This is a genomic window from Cupriavidus mimosae, from assembly GCF_023952485.1.
GTDB lineage: Bacteria > Pseudomonadota > Gammaproteobacteria > Burkholderiales > Burkholderiaceae > Cupriavidus > Cupriavidus taiwanensis_C.
This window is the reverse complement of record NZ_JALHRY010000026.1, coordinates 1-18,199: the sequence shown is the minus strand read 5'-3', so window position 1 is coordinate 18,199 and position 18,199 is coordinate 1. Positions and strand designations below refer to the sequence as shown.

Annotated in this window: 16 protein-coding genes; 4 read left to right on the top strand and 12 right to left on the bottom strand. The window is 62.2% G+C overall.

What is annotated here, in order from left to right:
* Positions 1-27 precede the first annotated feature (27 nt).
* Together MKD50_RS28490 and MKD50_RS28485 are read left to right on the top strand one after the other, a co-directional pair.
* Complete coding sequence (locus MKD50_RS28490; protein ID WP_012354836.1) at positions 28-3,009, top strand: Tn3 family transposase; 2,982 nt, start codon at positions 28-30, stop codon at positions 3,007-3,009.
* Between the two features lie 229 nt (positions 3,010-3,238).
* A complete protein-coding gene (locus MKD50_RS28485) occupies positions 3,239-3,466 on the top strand; it encodes a hypothetical protein (RefSeq protein WP_012354837.1) in 228 nt (75 codons plus the stop codon).
* 713 nt (positions 3,467-4,179) lie between these two features.
* On the opposite strand, the gene MKD50_RS28480 is transcribed toward MKD50_RS28485, so the two are convergent.
* From MKD50_RS28480 to czcI, 4 genes are all read right to left on the bottom strand, one after another.
* Entirely contained in the window at positions 4,180-7,347 is a 3,168-nt protein-coding gene (locus tag MKD50_RS28480; protein ID WP_012354839.1) for an efflux RND transporter permease subunit, read from the bottom strand.
* A 14-nt stretch (positions 7,348-7,361) separates the two neighbouring features.
* On the bottom strand, positions 7,362-8,942 hold the full coding sequence (locus MKD50_RS28475) for an efflux RND transporter periplasmic adaptor subunit (RefSeq protein WP_012354840.1): 1,581 nt from the start codon (positions 8,940-8,942) through the stop codon (positions 7,362-7,364).
* A 15-nt stretch (positions 8,943-8,957) separates the two neighbouring features.
* A complete protein-coding gene (locus MKD50_RS28470) occupies positions 8,958-10,214 on the bottom strand; it encodes a TolC family protein (protein ID WP_012354841.1) in 1,257 nt (418 codons plus the stop codon).
* 72 nt (positions 10,215-10,286) lie between these two features.
* The gene (gene czcI / locus MKD50_RS30755; RefSeq protein ID WP_342918382.1) at positions 10,287-10,616 is read right to left on the bottom strand and encodes a cation efflux protein, CzcI family; all 330 of its coding nucleotides are present in this window, start codon (positions 10,614-10,616) and stop codon (positions 10,287-10,289) included.
* 465 nt (positions 10,617-11,081) lie between these two features.
* Between czcI and MKD50_RS28460 the strand changes: the two genes are divergently transcribed.
* Positions 11,082-12,074, top strand: coding sequence for a cation diffusion facilitator family transporter (locus tag MKD50_RS28460; RefSeq protein ID WP_012354843.1), 993 nt, complete (start codon positions 11,082-11,084; stop codon positions 12,072-12,074).
* Between the two features lie 223 nt (positions 12,075-12,297).
* On the opposite strand, the gene MKD50_RS28455 is transcribed toward MKD50_RS28460, so the two are convergent.
* The 8 genes from MKD50_RS28455 to MKD50_RS28420 are packed head-to-tail and all read right to left on the bottom strand — an operon-like array spanning position 12,298 to position 17,619.
* On the bottom strand, positions 12,298-13,491 hold the full coding sequence (locus tag MKD50_RS28455; protein ID WP_012354844.1) for an MFS transporter: 1,194 nt from the start codon (positions 13,489-13,491) through the stop codon (positions 12,298-12,300).
* Between the two features lie 17 nt (positions 13,492-13,508).
* Positions 13,509-14,273, bottom strand: a complete 765-nt coding sequence (gene arsH / locus MKD50_RS28450; RefSeq protein ID WP_012354845.1) for an arsenical resistance protein ArsH — start codon at positions 14,271-14,273, stop codon at positions 13,509-13,511.
* Positions 14,270-14,692 (bottom strand): arsenate reductase (glutaredoxin), encoded by a 423-nt coding sequence (gene arsC, locus MKD50_RS28445; RefSeq protein WP_012354846.1) that lies wholly within the window; start codon positions 14,690-14,692, stop codon positions 14,270-14,272. The genes arsH and arsC overlap by 4 nt, the downstream gene beginning before the upstream one ends.
* 9 nt (positions 14,693-14,701) lie before the next feature.
* Positions 14,702-15,778, bottom strand: coding sequence for an ACR3 family arsenite efflux transporter (gene arsB / locus MKD50_RS28440; RefSeq protein ID WP_012354847.1), 1,077 nt, complete (start codon positions 15,776-15,778; stop codon positions 14,702-14,704).
* A gap of 2 nt (positions 15,779-15,780) precedes the next feature.
* Positions 15,781-16,275, bottom strand: coding sequence for an arsenate reductase ArsC (locus MKD50_RS28435; protein WP_012354848.1), 495 nt, complete (start codon positions 16,273-16,275; stop codon positions 15,781-15,783).
* A 31-nt stretch (positions 16,276-16,306) separates the two neighbouring features.
* Entirely contained in the window at positions 16,307-16,801 is a 495-nt protein-coding gene (locus MKD50_RS28430) for an arsenate reductase ArsC (RefSeq protein ID WP_012354849.1), read from the bottom strand.
* A gap of 9 nt (positions 16,802-16,810) precedes the next feature.
* Entirely contained in the window at positions 16,811-17,293 is a 483-nt protein-coding gene (locus MKD50_RS28425; protein WP_012354850.1) for an ArsI/CadI family heavy metal resistance metalloenzyme, read from the bottom strand.
* Entirely contained in the window at positions 17,290-17,619 is a 330-nt protein-coding gene (locus MKD50_RS28420) for an ArsR/SmtB family transcription factor (protein WP_012354851.1), read from the bottom strand. The genes MKD50_RS28425 and MKD50_RS28420 overlap by 4 nt, the downstream gene beginning before the upstream one ends.
* Before the next feature lie 138 nt (positions 17,620-17,757).
* Between MKD50_RS28420 and MKD50_RS28415 the strand changes: the two genes are divergently transcribed.
* Positions 17,758-18,126, top strand: coding sequence for a DUF2188 domain-containing protein (locus MKD50_RS28415; RefSeq protein ID WP_116311654.1), 369 nt, complete (start codon positions 17,758-17,760; stop codon positions 18,124-18,126).
* Positions 18,127-18,199 lie beyond the last annotated feature (73 nt).

Sequence of the window (18,199 nt, the reverse complement as noted above, 5' to 3'; positions counted from 1 at the left end):
CCGGCTGGCTCGATTCGCGCGGCACCTATGAACCAGATTTCCGAAACCGCGTACCCGTTACTGCCAGCGGAGATTGCGGCAGACGAGTTGCGGGCAGTCTTCACGCCCAGCGCCGCCGAAATCCGCTTCGTGTACGGCCAGTTCCGGCAGGCGCCAACACGCGTGCTGATTCTGACGCAGCTCAAACTGCTCCAGCGTCTGGGATACATGCCGCCAATGTCAGACGTGCCGCCCGAAATCGTCGACCATATTTGCTCGGTGCTCAAGGTCCGATCGCCGCCCCGCGCAACGATCAAGCGCTATGACAGGTCGGGCAGCAAGTCTCGGCACCAGAAGGTACTGCGCGAATTTGTCGGCATCCGCGTTGTTGACGCGCTGACCCATGAATGGCTTGCTGTCGTGGCGGACATCGCCGCGCGCACGAAGGCAGAGTTGCCGGACATCGTCAACGTGCTGCTTGAGGAACTCATCAGGCAGCGCTACGAACTGCCGCCGCTGGCCACACTCTCGCGCATTGCTGCTTCCGCCCGCAGCCGGCTTCACGAGGCCATCTACCAGGCCTACTCGGAGGCGCTGGACGAGCCGCTCAGAGCCCGCCTCGACGCTCTCTTCATCAACCGGGCGGGACGCACGCCCTGGGACGAACTGAAGCGGGAACCAAAACGGCCAAGGCCGCGCGAGGTGGCAAGCTTCCTCAAGCACATCCAGGCCATAACCGAGTTGGCCGACGGCTTGCCGCCCCCGCCGGACATTCTTTCAGTCCCCAAGCGCATGCAGCTCGTCCTGGAAGCACGAGCCCTCGACATCCATGAGATGCGCGTGCTCAAGCCGGCGAAGCGCTACACGCTTGCCGTGCTGTTCATCCTCGCGCAGCTGCAGAAGGCACTTGATGACGTCGCGGAAATCTTCATCAAGACGGTCCGCAACCTGGAAGGCACGGCGGATCTGCGCATGAAACAGTATCGGCTCGCACACGCTGACGAACTCGAATCGCTTGTCAGTCAGTTTCGCGATGTGCTCCACATCCTGCAAGACGATGAGGCTCCAGCCGCCGAGCGCATCGCGCGCATGAGGGCATCCCTCAATGACGATCCCAGCAGTGCCCTGAACCGATGCAACGAGCACATCGCATATACCGGCAATCACGCCATCCCGTTTTTGCTGGCCCCATACAGGAATCTGCGGTCGCTGCTGTTCCAATTCCTCGACATCCTGTCGCTGCGCTCTAGCTCGCAGGACGATACCCTGCTCGACGCGCTCGCTTGGATCCAGCCATACCGGGCGTCACGTCGCGAATACCTGCTGCTGGGCGACGCGGACCTCGCCGAGCTGCCGCTCGACTGGATCCCGGAAAAGTGGGAGAAATTTGTCTTCCCGGACGGGCGGTCCGCTCGACTGCTGCACCGGAAATATTTCGAGTTGTGCGTGTTCAGCCAGCTCAGACGTGAACTGAACTCCGGCGACGTTTATGTCGAGCACAGCGACCAGTATGACGATCCCCGTGAACACCAGATATCGTGGGAGGAGTTCCGCGAGGAACTGCCGCGCTATGCCGAATTCGTCGACTTCCCGGTCGATGGCCGGGCCTTCGTCCAGCAACTGAAGGACAAACTCAGCGCATTGGCAGACGAGGTCGACGCTACCTTTCCGGAGAACGACTACGTCGAGATTGGCGACCAGGGTCTGATTCTCCACAAGCTCGAGAAGAAGCCCGACCCGCCAAACAAGATGTTGATCGACCAGGCCATCACGGCGTCGATGCGGCCGGTGAGCATCCTTGACATCCTGACCGAAACCGAACAGTGGCTCGATTTACACCGACTGTTTGGCCCATTATCCGGCTTCGAGGCAAAGATCGACGAGCCGCGCAAACGCTTCATCACAACGCTGTTCTGCTATGGGTGTAACCTCGGACCGGCACAGACCGCGCGCTCGGTAAAGAACCTCAGCCGCAAGCAGCTTGCCTGGCTGAATCTGCGCCACGTGACCGAGGAGCGCCTGGACAAGGCCATCGTCAGGGTCATCAACGCATACAACCAGTTTGCGCTGCCGAAGTTCTGGGGCTCCGGCAGCCGGGTTTCGGCCGACGGCACGAAATGGAATCTCTATGAGCAGAATCTGCTATCCGAATATCACATCCGGTACGGCGGCTATGGCGGTATCGGCTACTACCACGTGTCGGACAAGTACATCGCGCTGTTCAGCCACTTCATCCCGTGCGGCGTGCATGAAGCCGTCTACATCCTCGACGGGCTGATCAAGAATACCTCCGATGTGCAGCCGGACACGGTTCACGGCGATACGCAGGCGCAGAGCGCGCCGGTCTTCGCACTCGCACACCTGCTCGGCATCAAGCTGATGCCCCGCATTCGCGACATCAAGGAGCTGCGCTTCTACAAGGCGGACCGGCGCCGTCGCTACAGGAACATCGAGCCACTGTTCCGCGGCAACGTCGACTGGGCCCTGATCGAAAGGCATTTTCCGGACATGCTGCGCGTTGCCATCTCGATCAAGGCCGGCCGTATGACGCCATCGACGATCCTGCGCCGCCTCGGCTCCGAGAGTGTCAAGAACAAGCTGTATTTCGCGTTCCGCGAGCTCGGCCGGGTGATCCGCACCCTGTTCCTGCTGCGCTATATCAACGACCCGGAAATGCGCCGGACGATCCATGCCGCGACGAACAAGAGCGAGCAGTTCAACGATTTCGCGAAATGGCTGATGTCCGGCGGCGACGTCATCGCGGAAAACGTCCGGCACGAGCAGCGCAAAGTCATCAAGTACAACCAACTCGTCGCGAACATGGTCATCCTCTACAACGTGCAGTGGATGTCGCGCAAACTGAAGGAGCTGCAAGTGAAGGGCCATCCCGTCGACGCCGAGGTGCTCCAGGCGCTGTCGCCTTACCGGAAGGACCACATCAACCGGCTCGGGTCCTATTTGGTGGATCTCCAGCGGAAGGTGCCGCCGCTCGATACGTCGATCGATTTCGTTTTCGGATCGGCGGCGTAGTGGGAGGTTGGCAAGAATGCCCGCGACTTCCGCGAGCGCGGCGCGCCATCGTCGTGCGAGACAGCGCCATCGACGCATGTCGAAGGCTTACCCGTCGTGACCCGCTCCTGCAAGCGGGCAACTGACGCAGACTCTTGGAAAACCACCGACCTGAACACCGTGACGAATCGGCTCGACCTCTTCGAACACAGCCGCGACGTCATGCTACGCAATGACGTGCTGGCGGCGCTTGAGCAACGCGACCACCGGCGGACGTGAGGCGCCGCTTCGGCTGACCTCGGAATATCCGATCGACGCGCTCGCGCCGACCATCGAGATACTGGTCGACATGCCCTCGCTCATGCTCGACATGCTGAGCCTGGAACGCGAAGGCCGGCAGCATGAACTCCTCGAACGACGAAAGACCTTCCGCGACCTGCACCCGGGGCTCTTCAGTGCCTACATCCGTATGCGATAGCGGCAGTCACGCCAAGTGTTGCCCACACAACCGTGGCTGGCTCGACGCAGAGACATTTTTTCTTTACGGATCAGATAGTTAAGCCAACTTTGGCGAAAATTTCACGAATCCCGGCCGACCCTCGTATACCATCACCATCCTCGTGGTCACTGAACCCCCACGGTCGTTCATTGCTGCCCGTCGGACCAAATCAAACCACGTTTAGCCGTGTGGCATCCCCAGTCGGAAGCGGTCCCGGGCACCGACTTCCGGTCAATGCATGTGTGTCTGCGTCAACCACGACGCCTTGGACCGCTCTGACCTTTGGGCCGTGCTTTTGACTTTTTCTTTGACTTTGTCATCGGCCCATGACGCCAACGAAGAAAGGCGGCAAAGGCGCCGAATAGCAATAGCAGCCCGACCGTCAAGACACCGATGGTGACCGCTACCTCATTGGAAACGTGATTGTGGTTCATGGGACGCTATTCCCCTTGCGAAGCGGCAAAACGCACAGGTCGACCCTCAATCCAAGACGCTTCCGAGGGCCATTTCGCGAAGCAACTCGCCTTTTGATCCGTATAACGCTTTAAATCAAAAGGCGATCGGCGTCACCATTGCTCCGTGCCCGCCTCAGCGCACCCCGGTGAACCCGTGGTGGTGGAAGGTTGGGCGCGCGTGACAGAATATTCTGAAGCCGGGCCCGGATGCCGGAACCCGGCTTAGTCACGGCCAGATCAGGCCGGCTGTCTGCCAGGCACTTCGACCACGGCCGCCTCCTCTTCATCGCGGCGATGGACATAGCGATAGAGGGCCGGCAGGACCAGCAGGGTCAGTGCCGTGGAAGACAGGATGCCGCCGATCACCACGGTGGCCAGCGGCCGCTGCACCTCCGCCCCCGTTCCCGTCGCGATTGCCATGGGCACGAAGCCCAGCGAAGCTACCAGCGCCGTCATCAGCACCGGGCGCAGGCGCGTGATGGCACCGACCCGCACCGCCTCGTCCAGCTCCCGGCCTTCCTCGCGCAGCGTGCGGATGAAGGAGAGCATCACCAGGCCATTGAGCACCGCCACGCCGGACAGGGCGATGAAGCCCACTGCCGCCGAGATAGATAGCGGAATCCCGCGCAGCCATAGCGACAGGATGCCGCCGGTCAGCGCGAACGGAATGCCCGTGAAGACGAGCAGGCCGTCCTTGAGATTGCCGAACATCGTAAACAGCAGCAGGAAGACCAGCAGCAGCGCGACCGGCACCACGACCTTCAGCCGCGACGTGGCGGACTGAAGTTGCTCGAAGGTGCCACCCCACGTGGTCCAGTAGCCGGCAGGGATCTGCACCTGCGATGCGATCTTGTCTTCCGCCTCGGCGACGAAAGAGCCGATATCACGTCCGCGTACGTTGGCGCTGATCACCACACGCCGCTTGCCGTTCTCGCGACTGATCTGGTTCGGACCCGGTGCCATGTCAAAGCTTGCCAGCTCGCCGAGTGGCACGTAAGAAGTGGCCTGCGAGGCGACCTCCTTGGGCAACGGCACCGGCAGGCGCTTGAGTGCCTCGATGTCCTGCCGCACCTCGTCTGGCAGCCGGACCAGGATATCGAAGCGGCGGTCCCCTTCGAACAGCAGTCCGGCTTCCCGGCCGCCGATGGCGGTGGAGATCGTCTCCTGCACTTCCGACAGGCTGATGCCATAGCGCGATACCTTCTGGCGGTCGATGTTGATGGTCAGCATCGGCAGGCCGGTAGTCTGCTCCACCTTGACCGATTCGGCGCCGGCCACGCCCTGCAGGGCCTTGGCGATGCCGGCTGCGGCCTTGTTCAACTGGTCCATGTCGTCGCCGAACAGCTTGACGGCCACGTCGCTGCGCACGCCGGAAAGCAGCTCGTTGAATCGCATCTGGATCGGCTGGGTGAACTCATAGTTGTTGCCCGGCACCTTGCTCACGATCTCCTGGATGGCGGCGAGCACCTCGGCCTGGCTGCGGCGCGGGCTCGGCCACTGGTCGGCCGGCTTGAGCATGACAAAGGTATCCGCGACGTTGGGCGGCATGGGATCGGTGGCAATCTCGGCCGTGCCGATCTTGGCGAAGACGCGCTCCACCTCGGGTACCTTCCGGATGTGCTTTTCCAGCTCGCCCTGCATTGCAACCGCCTGGCTCAGGCTGGTGCCGGGGATGCGCAGGGCATGCACGGCGATATCGCCCTCGTTGAGGTTCGGGATGAACTCCGTGCCAAGCCGGCTGGCCACGGCTACGGAGAACAGGACCAGGACCGCGGCGAAGACGGCGACGATCGACGTATTGCGCAGCGCGGCGTCCAGGGCCGGCTCATATTTCTTCCTGGCCCACGCCATCAGCCGGTTCTCCTTCTCGGAGATCCGGTCGCCCATGAAGAGCGCCACGGCCGCGGGAATGAAGGTGACCGACAGGATCATCGCTCCCAACAATGCCAGCACCACCGTGAAGGCCATCGGGTGGAACATCTTGCCTTCCACGCCGCTGAGCGCAAAGATGGGCAGGTACACGATCATGATGATCAGCTGACCGAAGATCAGGGCCCGGCGGGCTTCCTTCGATGCATTGAACACTTCGTGGAAACGTTCGGTCCGGGTCAGCGGCCTGCCATGCAGGGACTGGGCATGCGCCAGGCGCCGCACGCAGTTCTCGACGATGACGACGGCGCCGTCGACGATGATGCCGAAATCGAGCGCGCCCAGGCTCATCAGGTTGGCACTGACCTTGTAGCTCACCATGCCGGTAAAGGTGAACAGCATGGACAGCGGGATGACCAGGGCCGTGATGACGGCCGCCCGCATATTGCCGAGGAAGAGGAACAGCACCGCAATCACCAGGATGGCGCCTTCCAGCAGGTTCTTCTTCACCGTGGCAATGGCCTTGTCCACCAGCGTGGTCCGGTCGTACACCGGTACTGCCTTGACGCCGGCCGGCAGGGTCTTGTTGATCGCGGCGATCTTCTTGTCGACGGCCTGGGAGACCGCGCGGCTGTTCTCGCCGATCAGCATGAAGACCGTGCCCAACACCACTTCCTGGCCGTTCTCGGTCGCCGCACCGGTGCGTAGTTCCTTGCCGATGGCGACATCGGCCACATCCCGGATGCGAATCGGGATGCCTTTATTGGCACCGATGACCACATCACCGATATCCTCGATCGAGCGGACCTGGCCCGGCGCGCGCACCAGGTACTGCTCGCCGCGGCGCTCGATGTAGCCGGCGCCGACATTCATGTTGTTCTTGTCGAGCGCCGCCACCAGCTCGGCCAGGGACAGGCCGTAGCTCGACAACCGCTCCAGGCTGGGTGCTACCACGTACTCCTTGGCGTATCCACCGATGGTGTTGATCTCGGTGACGCCCGGCACGGTGCGCAGCTGCGGCTTGATGACCCAGTCCTGGATCTCGCGCAGGTCGGTAGGCGTATAGGGCTTGCCATCCGGTTTTTTTGCGCCCTCGGTGGCTTCGACCGTCCACATGTAGATCTCGCCGAGGCCGGTGGAAATCGGGCCCATCGTCGGTGTCAGGCCGACCGGCAGGGATTCGCGCGCTTCCTGGATGCGCTGGTTGACCAGCTGCCGCGCAAAGTAGATATCGGTGCCATCCTTGAAGATGACGGTGACCTGGGACAGGCCATAGCGCGACAGCGAGCGGGTCTGTTCCAGCCCGGGCAAGCCCGCCATCGCGGTCTCGATCGGGAAGGTGATGCGCTGCTCCGCCTCGAGCGGCGAATAACCGGGCGCGGCCGTGTTGACCTGTACCTGGACGTTGGTGATATCGGGTACGGCATCGATCGGCAGGCGGGTGTAGTTGTACACGCCCAGCGCGGCCATGCCGAGCACGACCAGCAGCACCAGCCAGCGCTGCTCAATGGCAAAGCGAATGATACGTTCGAACATGCTGGTCTCCGGTATCAGTGCGCGTGTTCCGCGCCCGCCTTGCCGAGTTCGGCCTTGAGCAGGAACGAGTTGGTCGCGGCGTACTTCATGCCGGCGCGCATGCCCTCTCGGATCTCGGTCCGTTTGCCGTCCGAGTGCCCGAGCTTGACCGGTTGCGGCAAGAATCCGCCCGGCACCGCCACGAACACGACGGGCTCATCGCGCACCGTCTGGATCGCTTCCGTAGTCACGGTCACCGGTGCTTCGGCGACGCCAGCCGTCAGCGAAACGGTTACGAACAGGCCGGGACGCCAGCCCATCTTGGGATTGTTCAGGGTCACGCGCGCGCGCGCCGTGCGGGTCTGCTCGCCCAGCAAGGCGCCGACATAGGAAACCTTGCCTTGCGCCTTCTCCTCGAAGGCCGTCGAAGAGATCGTCACCTGTTCGCCAACGCGGACATTGCCAAGGTCCTTGGGGGAGATGACAAACTCGGCCCACACCGTGCTCAGGTCCGAGATGGTGAAAACATTGGCGTCTTCCTTCACGGCCTCGCCCAACGCCAGATGCTTTTCCACGATCACGCCGTCGAACGGCGCGCGCAGCTCGAACCGGTTCAGGCCCTTGGACGCAGCCGAAGCGCCGATGGCACTCAGCTTCTGGCCGGCGTTACGCACCGCGATCTCCGCTTCCTGCAGCGCGGTCCTGGCCTGCAGGTAGTCCTGCTCGGCGGAAATCCGCTCTTCCCAGAGCTTCTTCTCACGCTGGTAGGTGGTCTTGGCCAGTGCAAGACGCTGCTGGGCCGCGAGCAGTTCGCTGCGCTGCTCGGAGAGCTGCGTGCTCGCGATCACGGCCAGCACTTCGCCCTTCTTCACGGTCTGGCCCAGGGATGCCGGCACGGCCTCGGCCACGCCCGCCAGGCGCGGCACCACGTGGGCGGTGCGGTCCTCGTTGAAGCGGATCTCGCCCGGGAACTGCAGGGTCGAGGCAATCTGCGCCGGGCCGGCTGCCTGGATCGCGACGTTCGATGACTTGAGCTGGCTCTCGCTCAGGCGAACGACATCCTCGTCCTTGTTGAGTGCGACGGTCAGCTGAGCACCAGCGGCGCGTACCACGATATCGGCCTGGAAGACATGGGGCTCGCCGATGGCGGTGGTACTTTCCAGATAGCCGTCCTTGGCGACGAACGCCAACGCTTCGGTCTCGCCCGTGGGACGCTTGAGTGTGCCCGTCGCCGCAAGGTCTTTTGCAGCGATAGCCTTGTCCTTGCGCGTGCCCCACAGCCGGAGGCGAGCGTCGTCGCCATCTTCGGCGAGGAGGGTTTCAATGGTCAGGTCCTTCTCGGTCTGCAACTGGCCGCCGTGAGGCCCCTTCGGGCCGGCTTCATGATGCTCTTCGTCGGCATGGCCCTCGGCGTGGTCGTGTCCTGCCTCCTTGCCGCCGTCGTGGTGTTCCGCGTCCGCGTGGCCCTTGGCCTCCGCATGGTCGCCATGGCTGTGCCCATGTTCGTCCGCGCCACTGCCGGACTGGCCGCTCGTCAACAGTACGCCTCCGGTTGCCAGCGCACCAATGACGACGATTGCCGCGATGATGGACTTTTGCTTGGTAGTAATTGACATGCTGCGGTAGTCCCTTTAGCGACCGAGGATGCGGTCAATGTTCGTGGCGGCCTCGTAGGTGCGGGCCAGTACGCCGAGATAACGGATGCGGGCCTGGAACAGGGTGCGTTGGGCGTCCAGTACGTCCAGGAAGTTGAACTTGCCGGCTTCGAATCCCTTGGTGGCCGCGTCGTACGCCTGCTGGGCCCCGGGCAACACGGTCGTCTTCAGCGCCTGGGCGGAAGCCCGTGACACCGACAGCTGGTTTGAAGCCTGTTGCAGGGCGTTGTTCAGGCGGATCTGGCTGGCAAGGTACTCGTCCTGCGCCTTGTCGGCGCGGCGGATGGCCTCGTAGAGATTGCCCTGGTTCCGGTCAAACAGCGGCAACGGGATGGCGACGCCAAGTACGGCCATGTTCCGGTTGGCTTCGTTGTCACGCTTGGCGCCGACACTGAGCGTCAGGTCCGGGTATTGGCGGCTGCGCTCGACCCCGACCAGTGCCTGTCGTCGGTCCAGTTCCAGCCGGTTTGCCAGCAGGGCCGGCGACCTTTCGAGTTCCGCGCGCAGCAAGTCCGGCGCCGGTCGCGTCGGCAGGGCATCGAGGTCACCGACCGCCTCCGTGAATTGCGGGCTGGCGTTCCCCCACAAGGTGGCAAGCGCCTGCCGTGCCGTCTGCAGTTCCGCGGTGGCCTCGGCGACTTCCAGTTCGGCGTTGGCCTGTTCGACACGCGCCTTGGTCTCATCGACTGGCGAGATCTTGCCCGCGGCCACACGCCGGGCAGCGGCCTGGGCACCCTTGGCGGCGATGTCCGCCGAGCCGGTCGCGAGCTTGACCCGCTCCTGCGCAATCAGGACACCGAAGAAGGCCGCGATGACCGATGCGCGCAGGTCGGCGCGGAGACTGCTCAACTGCGCCTGGGCGACGTCCCGCCCGCGTTCGGCGGCCGCAATTCGGGCCGAGCGCTTGCCGCCGAGTTCTAGCGGAATGTTGACCTGTCCGGTCGTGGTGCGCGTCGCCTTGCGCGTGTCTTCCATGACCGCGGCGATTTCCGGGTTGGGAATCACCCGCGACTGCATGATCGCGCCTTCGTTTGCGTCGACCTCCTTGGCCGCCGCGGACAGTGAGAAGTTGCCAGCTGCCGCCAGGGCGAGGGCGGTCTCGAGCGTCAGCGGCCCAGCGTCATCGCGCTGCGCTGCAACGGCACCGGTGGTGGCAGGCAGGGCCTGGCCGAGGGTAAGAGTAGGGCTGAGCGCGCATGCCGCCAGCCCGAGCTGCAGGAAAAGTCTTCGCATCGAATTGCACCACGGAAAGTACCAGGGGAATTCGGCGAGACGAGGATCGTCAGGAAGAGATCGTCTCGCCGGTCAGGCGAGACGGGGCCATTGGGGGCGGTCCGGCGCCCTGGCGTTGTGCGAGGTGAAATGCGCCTGCACGACGACTGGCGCCATTTCGACACGCTGCAGGGATTCCAGGCCAGGATTGGCGGCCCAGGCGAACGGCACGGATGCCATGTGGCAGACGCCACAGTCACTATGTATACCCGTTTTGTTCTGCTTTTCGACCTGTTCAAGGTCCGACTGGCCCTGGTGCTGATGCTCGTGGTGCCCGAAGTGCCAGATGCCCGGCACCGTTGCCTCATGCTGGCAATACGCTGCCGCACCGGCCCAGGCAAACTGGAACGGCAAGACAAGCATGAGGAAGATCAGGAACAACCGGCGCATCGGGGGAGCGGGCTTGGAGACGACGCAAGTTTACCCGAAAACCGCCCCGTCGCTTGTGACGACTTCATTACGTGTGTGTCAGAAAATGACGGCGCACGCCGCTCTGCAGGAGGCAGCCTGCCCTGCGCTCCGCCCCTTGGCAACTGGATCGCCCGTAAGCAAGAATGGGAAAACTTACCGGTGCTGGTCTAGTCGGGGCCGCCGATTCTGTCCACGAATGGCCTACCGCAGCGCCCACAAGGTAGGTGCGGTTCTTGCGTCCTGTTGAAAGGGAATCTGCTTTTCGATGGATCATTATCGCTAGTGGCAACCCGGCCAAGATCCGACCTCGGAATACCCTCGCCCTGCGAGTGGCTCGCGCAAAGACGGCAGGTGATTATGCAGTATGCCGGGTCCGTGATTTTGAAAACAACCGGTGAACGCGCAGAGGAGTGCAGGATGGGCACGGGGCACAATCATAGTCACGCGACGCGCAACGAGCGCGCCTTAAAGGTGGCGCTCGGTCTGACGTCGGCGTTTCTATTGACGGAACTCATCGGGGGCGTACTGACCCAGAGCCTGGCACTCATTTCAGACGCTGCCCACATGTTCACTGATGCAGCGGCGCTCGCAATCGGGCTGGCTGCGATTCAGATCGCCAAGCGTCCGGCGGATGCGCGAAGGACCTTTGGATACTATCGCTTCGAAATTCTGGCTGCAGCATTTAACGCCGTCATGCTGCTTGGCGTAGCACTGTACATTTTGTATGAAGCGTATCGCCGCCTGAGCGATCCTCCGGAAGTGCAATCTTTGGGGATGCTTGCGATTGCCACGGTAGGTCTCGTGATCAATCTAATCAGTATGCGCATGCTTTCTGCCGGAAAGGAGCAGAGTCTGAATATCAAGGGCGCCTACCTTGAGGTTTGGAGCGACTTGCTTGGTTCCCTCGGCGTCATTGCCGGCGCTCTGATTATTTGGCTGACCGGATGGGGATGGGTCGATTCGGCGGTCGCAGTGCTCATCGGACTCTGGGTGCTGCCAAGGACCTGGGTGCTCTTGAAATCGAGTCTCAACATTCTATTGGAAGGGGTTCCGGAAGATATCGAACTCGATGAAGTAAAACAAGTGCTGCTTTCAGTTCAAGGGGTGCACAGCCTTCACGATCTGCATATCTGGGCGCTATCGAGCGGGAAAATCAGTCTAACCGTCCACCTGGTGATTCCACCCGAAACTGATGTGGAACGCAAGATTCTACCTACCGTACGCGAGCTCCTTGCCGAGCGATTCGACATCACCCATATCGCGATCCAATGCGAGCCGACACCCTGTCCTCAGGCGGAAGCCTCGTTCCATTTGGTGGCCGCATCGGACGAGCACGCTGATGCCTCAATCAACAGTAATCACAGTGACCTTGGGCGCCCGCGGGCGGGACAAGCGCATCGAGAACTTTAGCGCCATGGCGGATGCCGTGATCGCGACTTGCGTCCTATGCGACACTCGGTGCTTATTTGGTTTTTGCAAATCTTCAGTAATCGCTTCCATCACCCGCGCAGGCTCGCCCGCCGACGCAAACAGCGGCGCGCTTGCATTTGGGAGAGTGGGCGTCCGCTCTGGCCGGTGCGAAGCCCTGCGAGGCTTTCCCGTTCAGTCGTCGCGCCGAGCAGTCCTGCCAAGTTCAAACCACTTTGGCGACGGACTGCTCCACTTGCTGAATTGCCATGAGAACGACGATGGCTCCTACACCGAGTGCCGACGACAGCCAAAGTGCCTTGGCGTCGAACGCATCAAGGCAAATGCCGAACAGCCATGGCGCCAATGCCTGGGCGACGCGCGCGGGGACCATCAATACACCTTGGCGGTGCCCGTAGCCGCTGGGTCCGAAGATGACCAAAGGCAGTGTTCCTTTAGCGATGGTCAGGATACCGTTGCCAGCGCCATGCAATACGCCGAACAATGCGGCCGCGGGTGCGCCTACGAGTCCAAAGGCCAACGCACCGATAGGGTGTAATGCTGCCGCTATGCGCGCGGAGAGCAAGGGATGGATCTTTCTCAGAAGCCCGAACTCAAGGATTCTTGCCCCGACCTGCGCAGGACCGATCAAGGCACCGACCATCACGGCCGTTGCCACAGTCGCGCCCCCGGCCTGCAGGAGGCGTGGCAAGTGTGCAGCCATCGCGGTGCTGATGAACCAGGTCGCCGCGAACACGAAAGCCAACGCATACGAAGCGAACCGCTGCTTGTCGCGCTCTGCCACGCTTGAAGGATCGCGCTTCGCCGGCACAACCTTATCTTGCTTCGCATCTTCGGAGACAAGTCTCTGCGGCGTGCTGGCATTCAGCAACAAGCCGAGTGTCAGGTGTAATCCCGCCCACGCAAGACATGCCCCGCGCCATCCGATGTGGGCTTCCATGAAGGTCGACAAGGGCCAACCGACCGTACTGGCAAGGCCTGCAATCAGCGTAATACCGGTGATGGCGCCCCGAGAGCGGTTGCCGTATAGGACCACAAGCGTGGCGAATGCGGCTTCATATAGCCCTGCGCCCATCCCCACACCCAGGACCAGCCAGGCAACAAAAAGGCCCATTGCGCCCTGTGCGAAGCCGAGCCCAGTCAGGCCGAGCGCAAACACAATGCTGGTGGCAACCAGCACAGAGCGGCCGCCCGACCGATCGATCATTCTGCCTGCATACGATCCAATTACTGCCGACACGATAAGCGCGGCGCCAAATGCTGCAAACACCGTCGAGGTGGAGACGCCGAGATCCGTCGCCATTGGCGTCGCCAGCATGGCCGGCAGGTAGTAGGTGGATCCCCACGCGAGTGTCTGGGCGATTCCCAGCCTCGCAATCACGCCGGTGCTCGGCTCCATAGCCATTCCTTGGCTTGTTACTCGACTTCGCCGCTGTCGGTATCGCTGACCTGAGCCTCCTGCTCCTGACTCATCGCGGCCGCAACGAGCGTCGTGGCAGTCGCCGGCGCCGCCTCCTTGCGCTCGCTGTAGCGGTCTGTCAGGTAGTCGCTGCGATCGCGCACGAGCAGCGTGAACTTGTATAGCTCCTCCATGACGTCGACCACGCGGTCATAGTAGGAGGATGACCTCATGCGGCCGTTCGCGTCGAACTCCTGGTACGCCTTGGCGACCGACGACTGGTTGGGGATCGTCACCATGCGCATCCAGCGCCCCAGCACGCGCAGAGCATTGACGGCATTGAAAGATTGCGAGCCACCGCAAACCTGCATCACAGCAAGCGTGCGTCCCTGGGTCGGGCGAATCCCGCCCATCTCCAGTGGCAGCCAGTCGATCTGGTTCTTGAAGATCGCGGTCAGCGTGCCATGCCGCTCGGGACTGCACCACACCTGGCCTTCGGACCACTCCGAGAGCTTGCGCAGTTCGGCCACCTTGGGATGGTCGGCAGGGACGCTGTCGCAGATCGGCAGGCCATGCGGGTCAAACACGCGAGTCTGCGCACCGAAGTGCTGCAGGATCCGTTCGGCTTCCTTAACGAGCAGGCGACTGTACGAGGTCTCGCGCAGTGAGCCGTAGAGCAACAGGATGCGCGGTGGGTGGGCATTGACGTGTGCCGGCTCCAGTTTGTGCAGGTCCGGGGTGTCGAGCACAGCCGGGAGGATGTTGGGCAGATCACTTGTCATGGCACCCTCCGTCCTTGCTCGTCGATCACGACCTCGCCATCTTCCTTGGTGAATGCGGCTTGTTGTGGCGAGGGCAGGATGTCGAGTACGACTTCCGAGGGCCGGCACAGCCGCACGCCCAGCTCGGTGATAACAAAGGGCCGGTTGATCAGGATCGGCTGGGCAAGCATCGCATCGAGCAACTGGTCATCCGTCAGCGCCGGATCGGACAGGCCCAGTTCGGCGTAGGGCGTGCCTTTCTCGCGGATGGCCTGGCGCACCGTGAGGCCGGCAAGCCGGATCATCTGCTGCAGCGTCTGCCGGTCCGGCGGCGTATTCAGATATTCGATGACATTCGGCTCGACGCCCGCATTGCGAATCATGGCCAGCGCATTGCGTGACGTACCGCACGCAGGGTTGTGATAGATCGTTACCGACATGCCAACTCCTTAATGTGCCTTCGCCTCATACCAGTGCTGGGACCGGTTGACGATGCTGACGACCAGCAGCATGACCGGCACCTCGATGAGCACCCCTACGACCGTGGCCAGCGCCGCTCCCGACTGGAAGCCAAAGAGGCTGATCGCGGTGGCGACCGCGAGTTCGAAGAAATTGCTGGCGCCGATCAGGCTGGACGGACCCGCCACGCAATGGGCCACGCCAAACTTGCGGTTCAGCAGGTAGGCCAGCCCCGAGTTGAAGAAGACCTGGATCAGGATCGGCACCGCGAGCAGCGCGATCACCAGCGGCTGGTCGATAATGGCCTTGTCCTGGAATGCAAACAAGAGAATCAGCGTAAGAAGCAGCGCGGTGATGGAGTAGGGCCCCAGTCGCTGCACGACACGCTGGAAGTAGGCAACGCCGTGGCCCAGCAACATCTTGCGCAGCAGTTGCGAGATGATGACCGGCACGACGATGTACAGGGCCACCGACGTGAGCAGGGTGTGCCAAGGGACAGTGATCGACGACAGGCCCAGCAGCAGCGCCACCACCGGCGCGAAGGCAACGACCATGATGGCGTCGTTCAGGGCGACCTGGGACAGCGTGAAGTACGGATCGCCCTTGCAAAGCTGGCTCCAGACAAAGACCATGGCCGTGCATGGCGCGGCGGCCAGAAGTATGAGGCCGGCCACATAGCTGTCCAGCTGGTCGGCAGGCAACAGCGGCGCGAAAAGGTGGCGCACAAAGATCCAACCGAGCAGCGCCATGGAGAACGGCTTGACCGCCCAGTTGATGAACAGCGTCACGCCGATGCCTCGCCAGTGCGATTTCACCTGGCCCAGTGCGCCAAAGTCAATCTTGATCAGCATGGGGATGATCATCACCCAGATCAGGATGCCCACTGGCAGATTGACCTGTGCGTATTCCATCCGTCCGATCGCCTGGAAGACATCCGGCAGCATTTGCCCCAGTGCGATACCAGCGACAATGCACAGCGCGACCCAGACGGTCAGATAGCGCTCGAAAAAGCTGATGGCAGGTTTGGCAGCGGGCTGGCTGGTGGCTGCTACGTTTTGGCTACTCATGTTCAGTTCCCCGCCAGACGCTGCAGCGTCCCCTGCAACTCGGCGTTGCTCATGTCCTCGATCGGGAGCAGCAGCAGTTGCAGCATCCGGTAGGCGATCGCCTGCCGGGTCAGCTCGAATGCCTGGCGCTTCTTCTCATCGCCGCCTTCCGCATTGGACGGGTCAGGGTAGCCCCAGTGCACCTTCACCGGGCTACCCGGCCAGTACGGACATTCTTCCTCGGCCGCGCTGTCGCACACCGTGATGACAACGCGCATCTGCGGCGCATCGGGGTTGACGAATTCATCCCAGCTCTTGCTGCGGAAATCGCCGACCTCGACGCCGGCGTTTGCCAGCACCTCGATCGCGAACGGGTTGATACGTCCGCTCGGGGAGCTTCCGGCGCTGTAGGCACGCACATCCCGACCGAACTGCCTGGCCAGGTGATTGAGCATGCCTTCGCTCAGAACGCTACGGGCGGAGTTGTGGGTACAGAGGATCAGTACGTTGGTCGTCATGGGGGCAAAAACTAGTTCTATTGGGAGCGCTTCAGCGCGTGCCGATGTCCCGGATGGCCTTCTGAAGCGCGATGGCGTCAAGCTTCGGCAGGGGCAGGGACAGGAACAGTTCAATACGACGCTTGAGCGAAATGACTGCGTCGTTGATGGCCTGCTGCTTCTGGGCGTCGGTGCCCTCGCAGGCGGCCGGGTCGGGGACGCCCCAATGTGCTGTCATGGGCTGGCCAGGCCAGATCGGGCAGACTTCTCCCGCGGCCTTGTCGCAGACCGTGAAGACGAAATCGAGTGTTGGTGCGCCGTCTCGGGAGAACTCATCCCAGCTCTTGCTGCGAAACCCGTTGGTCTCCATGCCGTGGCGCGCCAGCGCTGCCAGTGCGAGGGGATTGACGACACCCGTGGGGTGACTACCAGCCGAGTAGGCGCAAAAGCGCCCCTGGCCCAAATGATTCATCAGACCTTCTGACAGAATCGAGCGGGCCGAATTGCCAGTGCAGATGAAGAGGACGTGGTAGGTTTTTTCGCTCATGACGCGCCCTCAGCAGCAAGACGGCGTGGCATTGACGGCGATGCCGATCGGCTTCCCCTTCGGAGCACGCGGCGCGCAACAGGCCGATTCCTGACCGTCCGCATCGGGCTTTCGGGATTCTGCGTACACGGGCACATCGCCGAGGGTGTGGAAGTGCTCCCACGCGATGCCCTGCGGGTCCGTCAGCCAGTACTTGTCGCTACGCGCATAGCAGCACGTGGTTTCGCCTTCGTCTTGCATCGCCATGTCCGCGGCTTGGGCCCGCTGCTTCAGCTCCGCGAGTTCTGCGGCGTCGTCAGTCTGGAAGCCCAGGTGGTCAACCCCGGTTTCTGCGCCGCGCGCCGAGATGGCAAAATTCACACGGGGGTCTTCAAGCATCCATTTCGCGTAGTCGTCCTTCACCACCGACGGTTCGGCCGCGAAGAGCGCTGAATAGTAGCGAATGCTCGCAGACAGGTCTGCGACGCTGACATGTACGTGGAAGCGTTTCATGATCGGGACTCGACGGAACAGGTGGACACAGGGGAGCACGGATTGCCGCTGCAGCAGTTCTCCGTGAGGTAACCCAGCAAGGCGTTCATGGTTTCGAAATGAGCCATGTAGATGATCGAGCGGCCGGCCTGCTGGCTGGACAGCAAGCCAGCGCGGTGCAGTTCCTTCAGGTGGAACGACAACGATGACGCCGGCATTTCCATCAGTTCGGCAATCCGGCCAGCCGGCAGCCCGGCGGGCCCGGCTTGCACGAGCATCCGGAAGACAGACAGGCGTATCGGATGCGCGAGCGCGGCAAGCGATTCAAGGGCGTGATTGGTTTCCATCATTCGAATATAGTCGAATGATGGAAACCAATCAAGTGAAGTTTATGTGATGCGTTGCCTCGAATCTATGTGTCCATTAGGCAGTATGCGACCGAGGACACGTCCCGCCAGATCGGTCTCCGCCATGGCGCTGGGTGTATGAATCCACAATCACTCATGCGCGCGCGCTGTCCGAACTCAGGAGCCTATTCCTATGTGCGGATGCACTCATTGTTAGTCGCCGCAGCACAGGCACTGTTCGTCCATCGGTCTACAACTGAAGAAAAAGCGCAGGAGGGCGAGATCATGTCCACACGTGATATTCACGTATTCCACGAAATTGCCGGCTGGGCGCTATACGTTGAAGGCCAACGCGACGCGATTAGCCACTATACAACCCAGCAGAAGGCCGTTGCCGCCGGGACGGCCAAAGCGCAACGTGAACACGTTGATATTTTCGTCCACCCATGCCATGAGAGAAGAGGCACGTGGATTCGCCACATCCACGATTTGCGCGATACCGATTAGTGATCCGGCGGGTGGGGCCGACCACCGGAAGGCTGACGTGCTTCCTCGGTGGGAATTTCCGATCCCGCAGTTC

Excerpts from the sequence above, each read along its gene's own strand:
- MKD50_RS28490 (WP_012354836.1), top strand. The coding sequence starts at position 28 with ATGAACCAGATTTCCGAAACCGCGTACCCGTTACTGCCAGCGGAGATT.
- MKD50_RS28480 (WP_012354839.1), bottom strand. The coding sequence starts at position 7,347 with ATGTTCGAACGTATCATTCGCTTTGCCATTGAGCAGCGCTGGCTGGTG.
- MKD50_RS28475 (WP_012354840.1), bottom strand. The coding sequence starts at position 8,942 with ATGTCAATTACTACCAAGCAAAAGTCCATCATCGCGGCAATCGTCGTC.
- MKD50_RS28470 (WP_012354841.1), bottom strand. The coding sequence starts at position 10,214 with ATGCGAAGACTTTTCCTGCAGCTCGGGCTGGCGGCATGCGCGCTCAGC.
- czcI (WP_342918382.1), bottom strand. The coding sequence starts at position 10,616 with ATGCTTGTCTTGCCGTTCCAGTTTGCCTGGGCCGGTGCGGCAGCGTAT.
- MKD50_RS28460 (WP_012354843.1), top strand. The coding sequence starts at position 11,082 with ATGGGCACGGGGCACAATCATAGTCACGCGACGCGCAACGAGCGCGCC.
- MKD50_RS28455 (WP_012354844.1), bottom strand. The coding sequence starts at position 13,491 with ATGGAGCCGAGCACCGGCGTGATTGCGAGGCTGGGAATCGCCCAGACA.
- arsH (WP_012354845.1), bottom strand. The coding sequence starts at position 14,273 with ATGACAAGTGATCTGCCCAACATCCTCCCGGCTGTGCTCGACACCCCG.
- arsC (WP_012354846.1), bottom strand. The coding sequence starts at position 14,692 with ATGTCGGTAACGATCTATCACAACCCTGCGTGCGGTACGTCACGCAAT.
- arsB (WP_012354847.1), bottom strand. The coding sequence starts at position 15,778 with ATGAGTAGCCAAAACGTAGCAGCCACCAGCCAGCCCGCTGCCAAACCT.
- MKD50_RS28435 (WP_012354848.1), bottom strand. The coding sequence starts at position 16,275 with ATGACGACCAACGTACTGATCCTCTGTACCCACAACTCCGCCCGTAGC.
- MKD50_RS28430 (WP_012354849.1), bottom strand. The coding sequence starts at position 16,801 with ATGAGCGAAAAAACCTACCACGTCCTCTTCATCTGCACTGGCAATTCG.
- MKD50_RS28425 (WP_012354850.1), bottom strand. The coding sequence starts at position 17,293 with ATGAAACGCTTCCACGTACATGTCAGCGTCGCAGACCTGTCTGCGAGC.
- MKD50_RS28420 (WP_012354851.1), bottom strand. The coding sequence starts at position 17,619 with ATGGAAACCAATCACGCCCTTGAATCGCTTGCCGCGCTCGCGCATCCG.
- MKD50_RS28415 (WP_116311654.1), top strand. The coding sequence starts at position 17,758 with ATGAATCCACAATCACTCATGCGCGCGCGCTGTCCGAACTCAGGAGCC.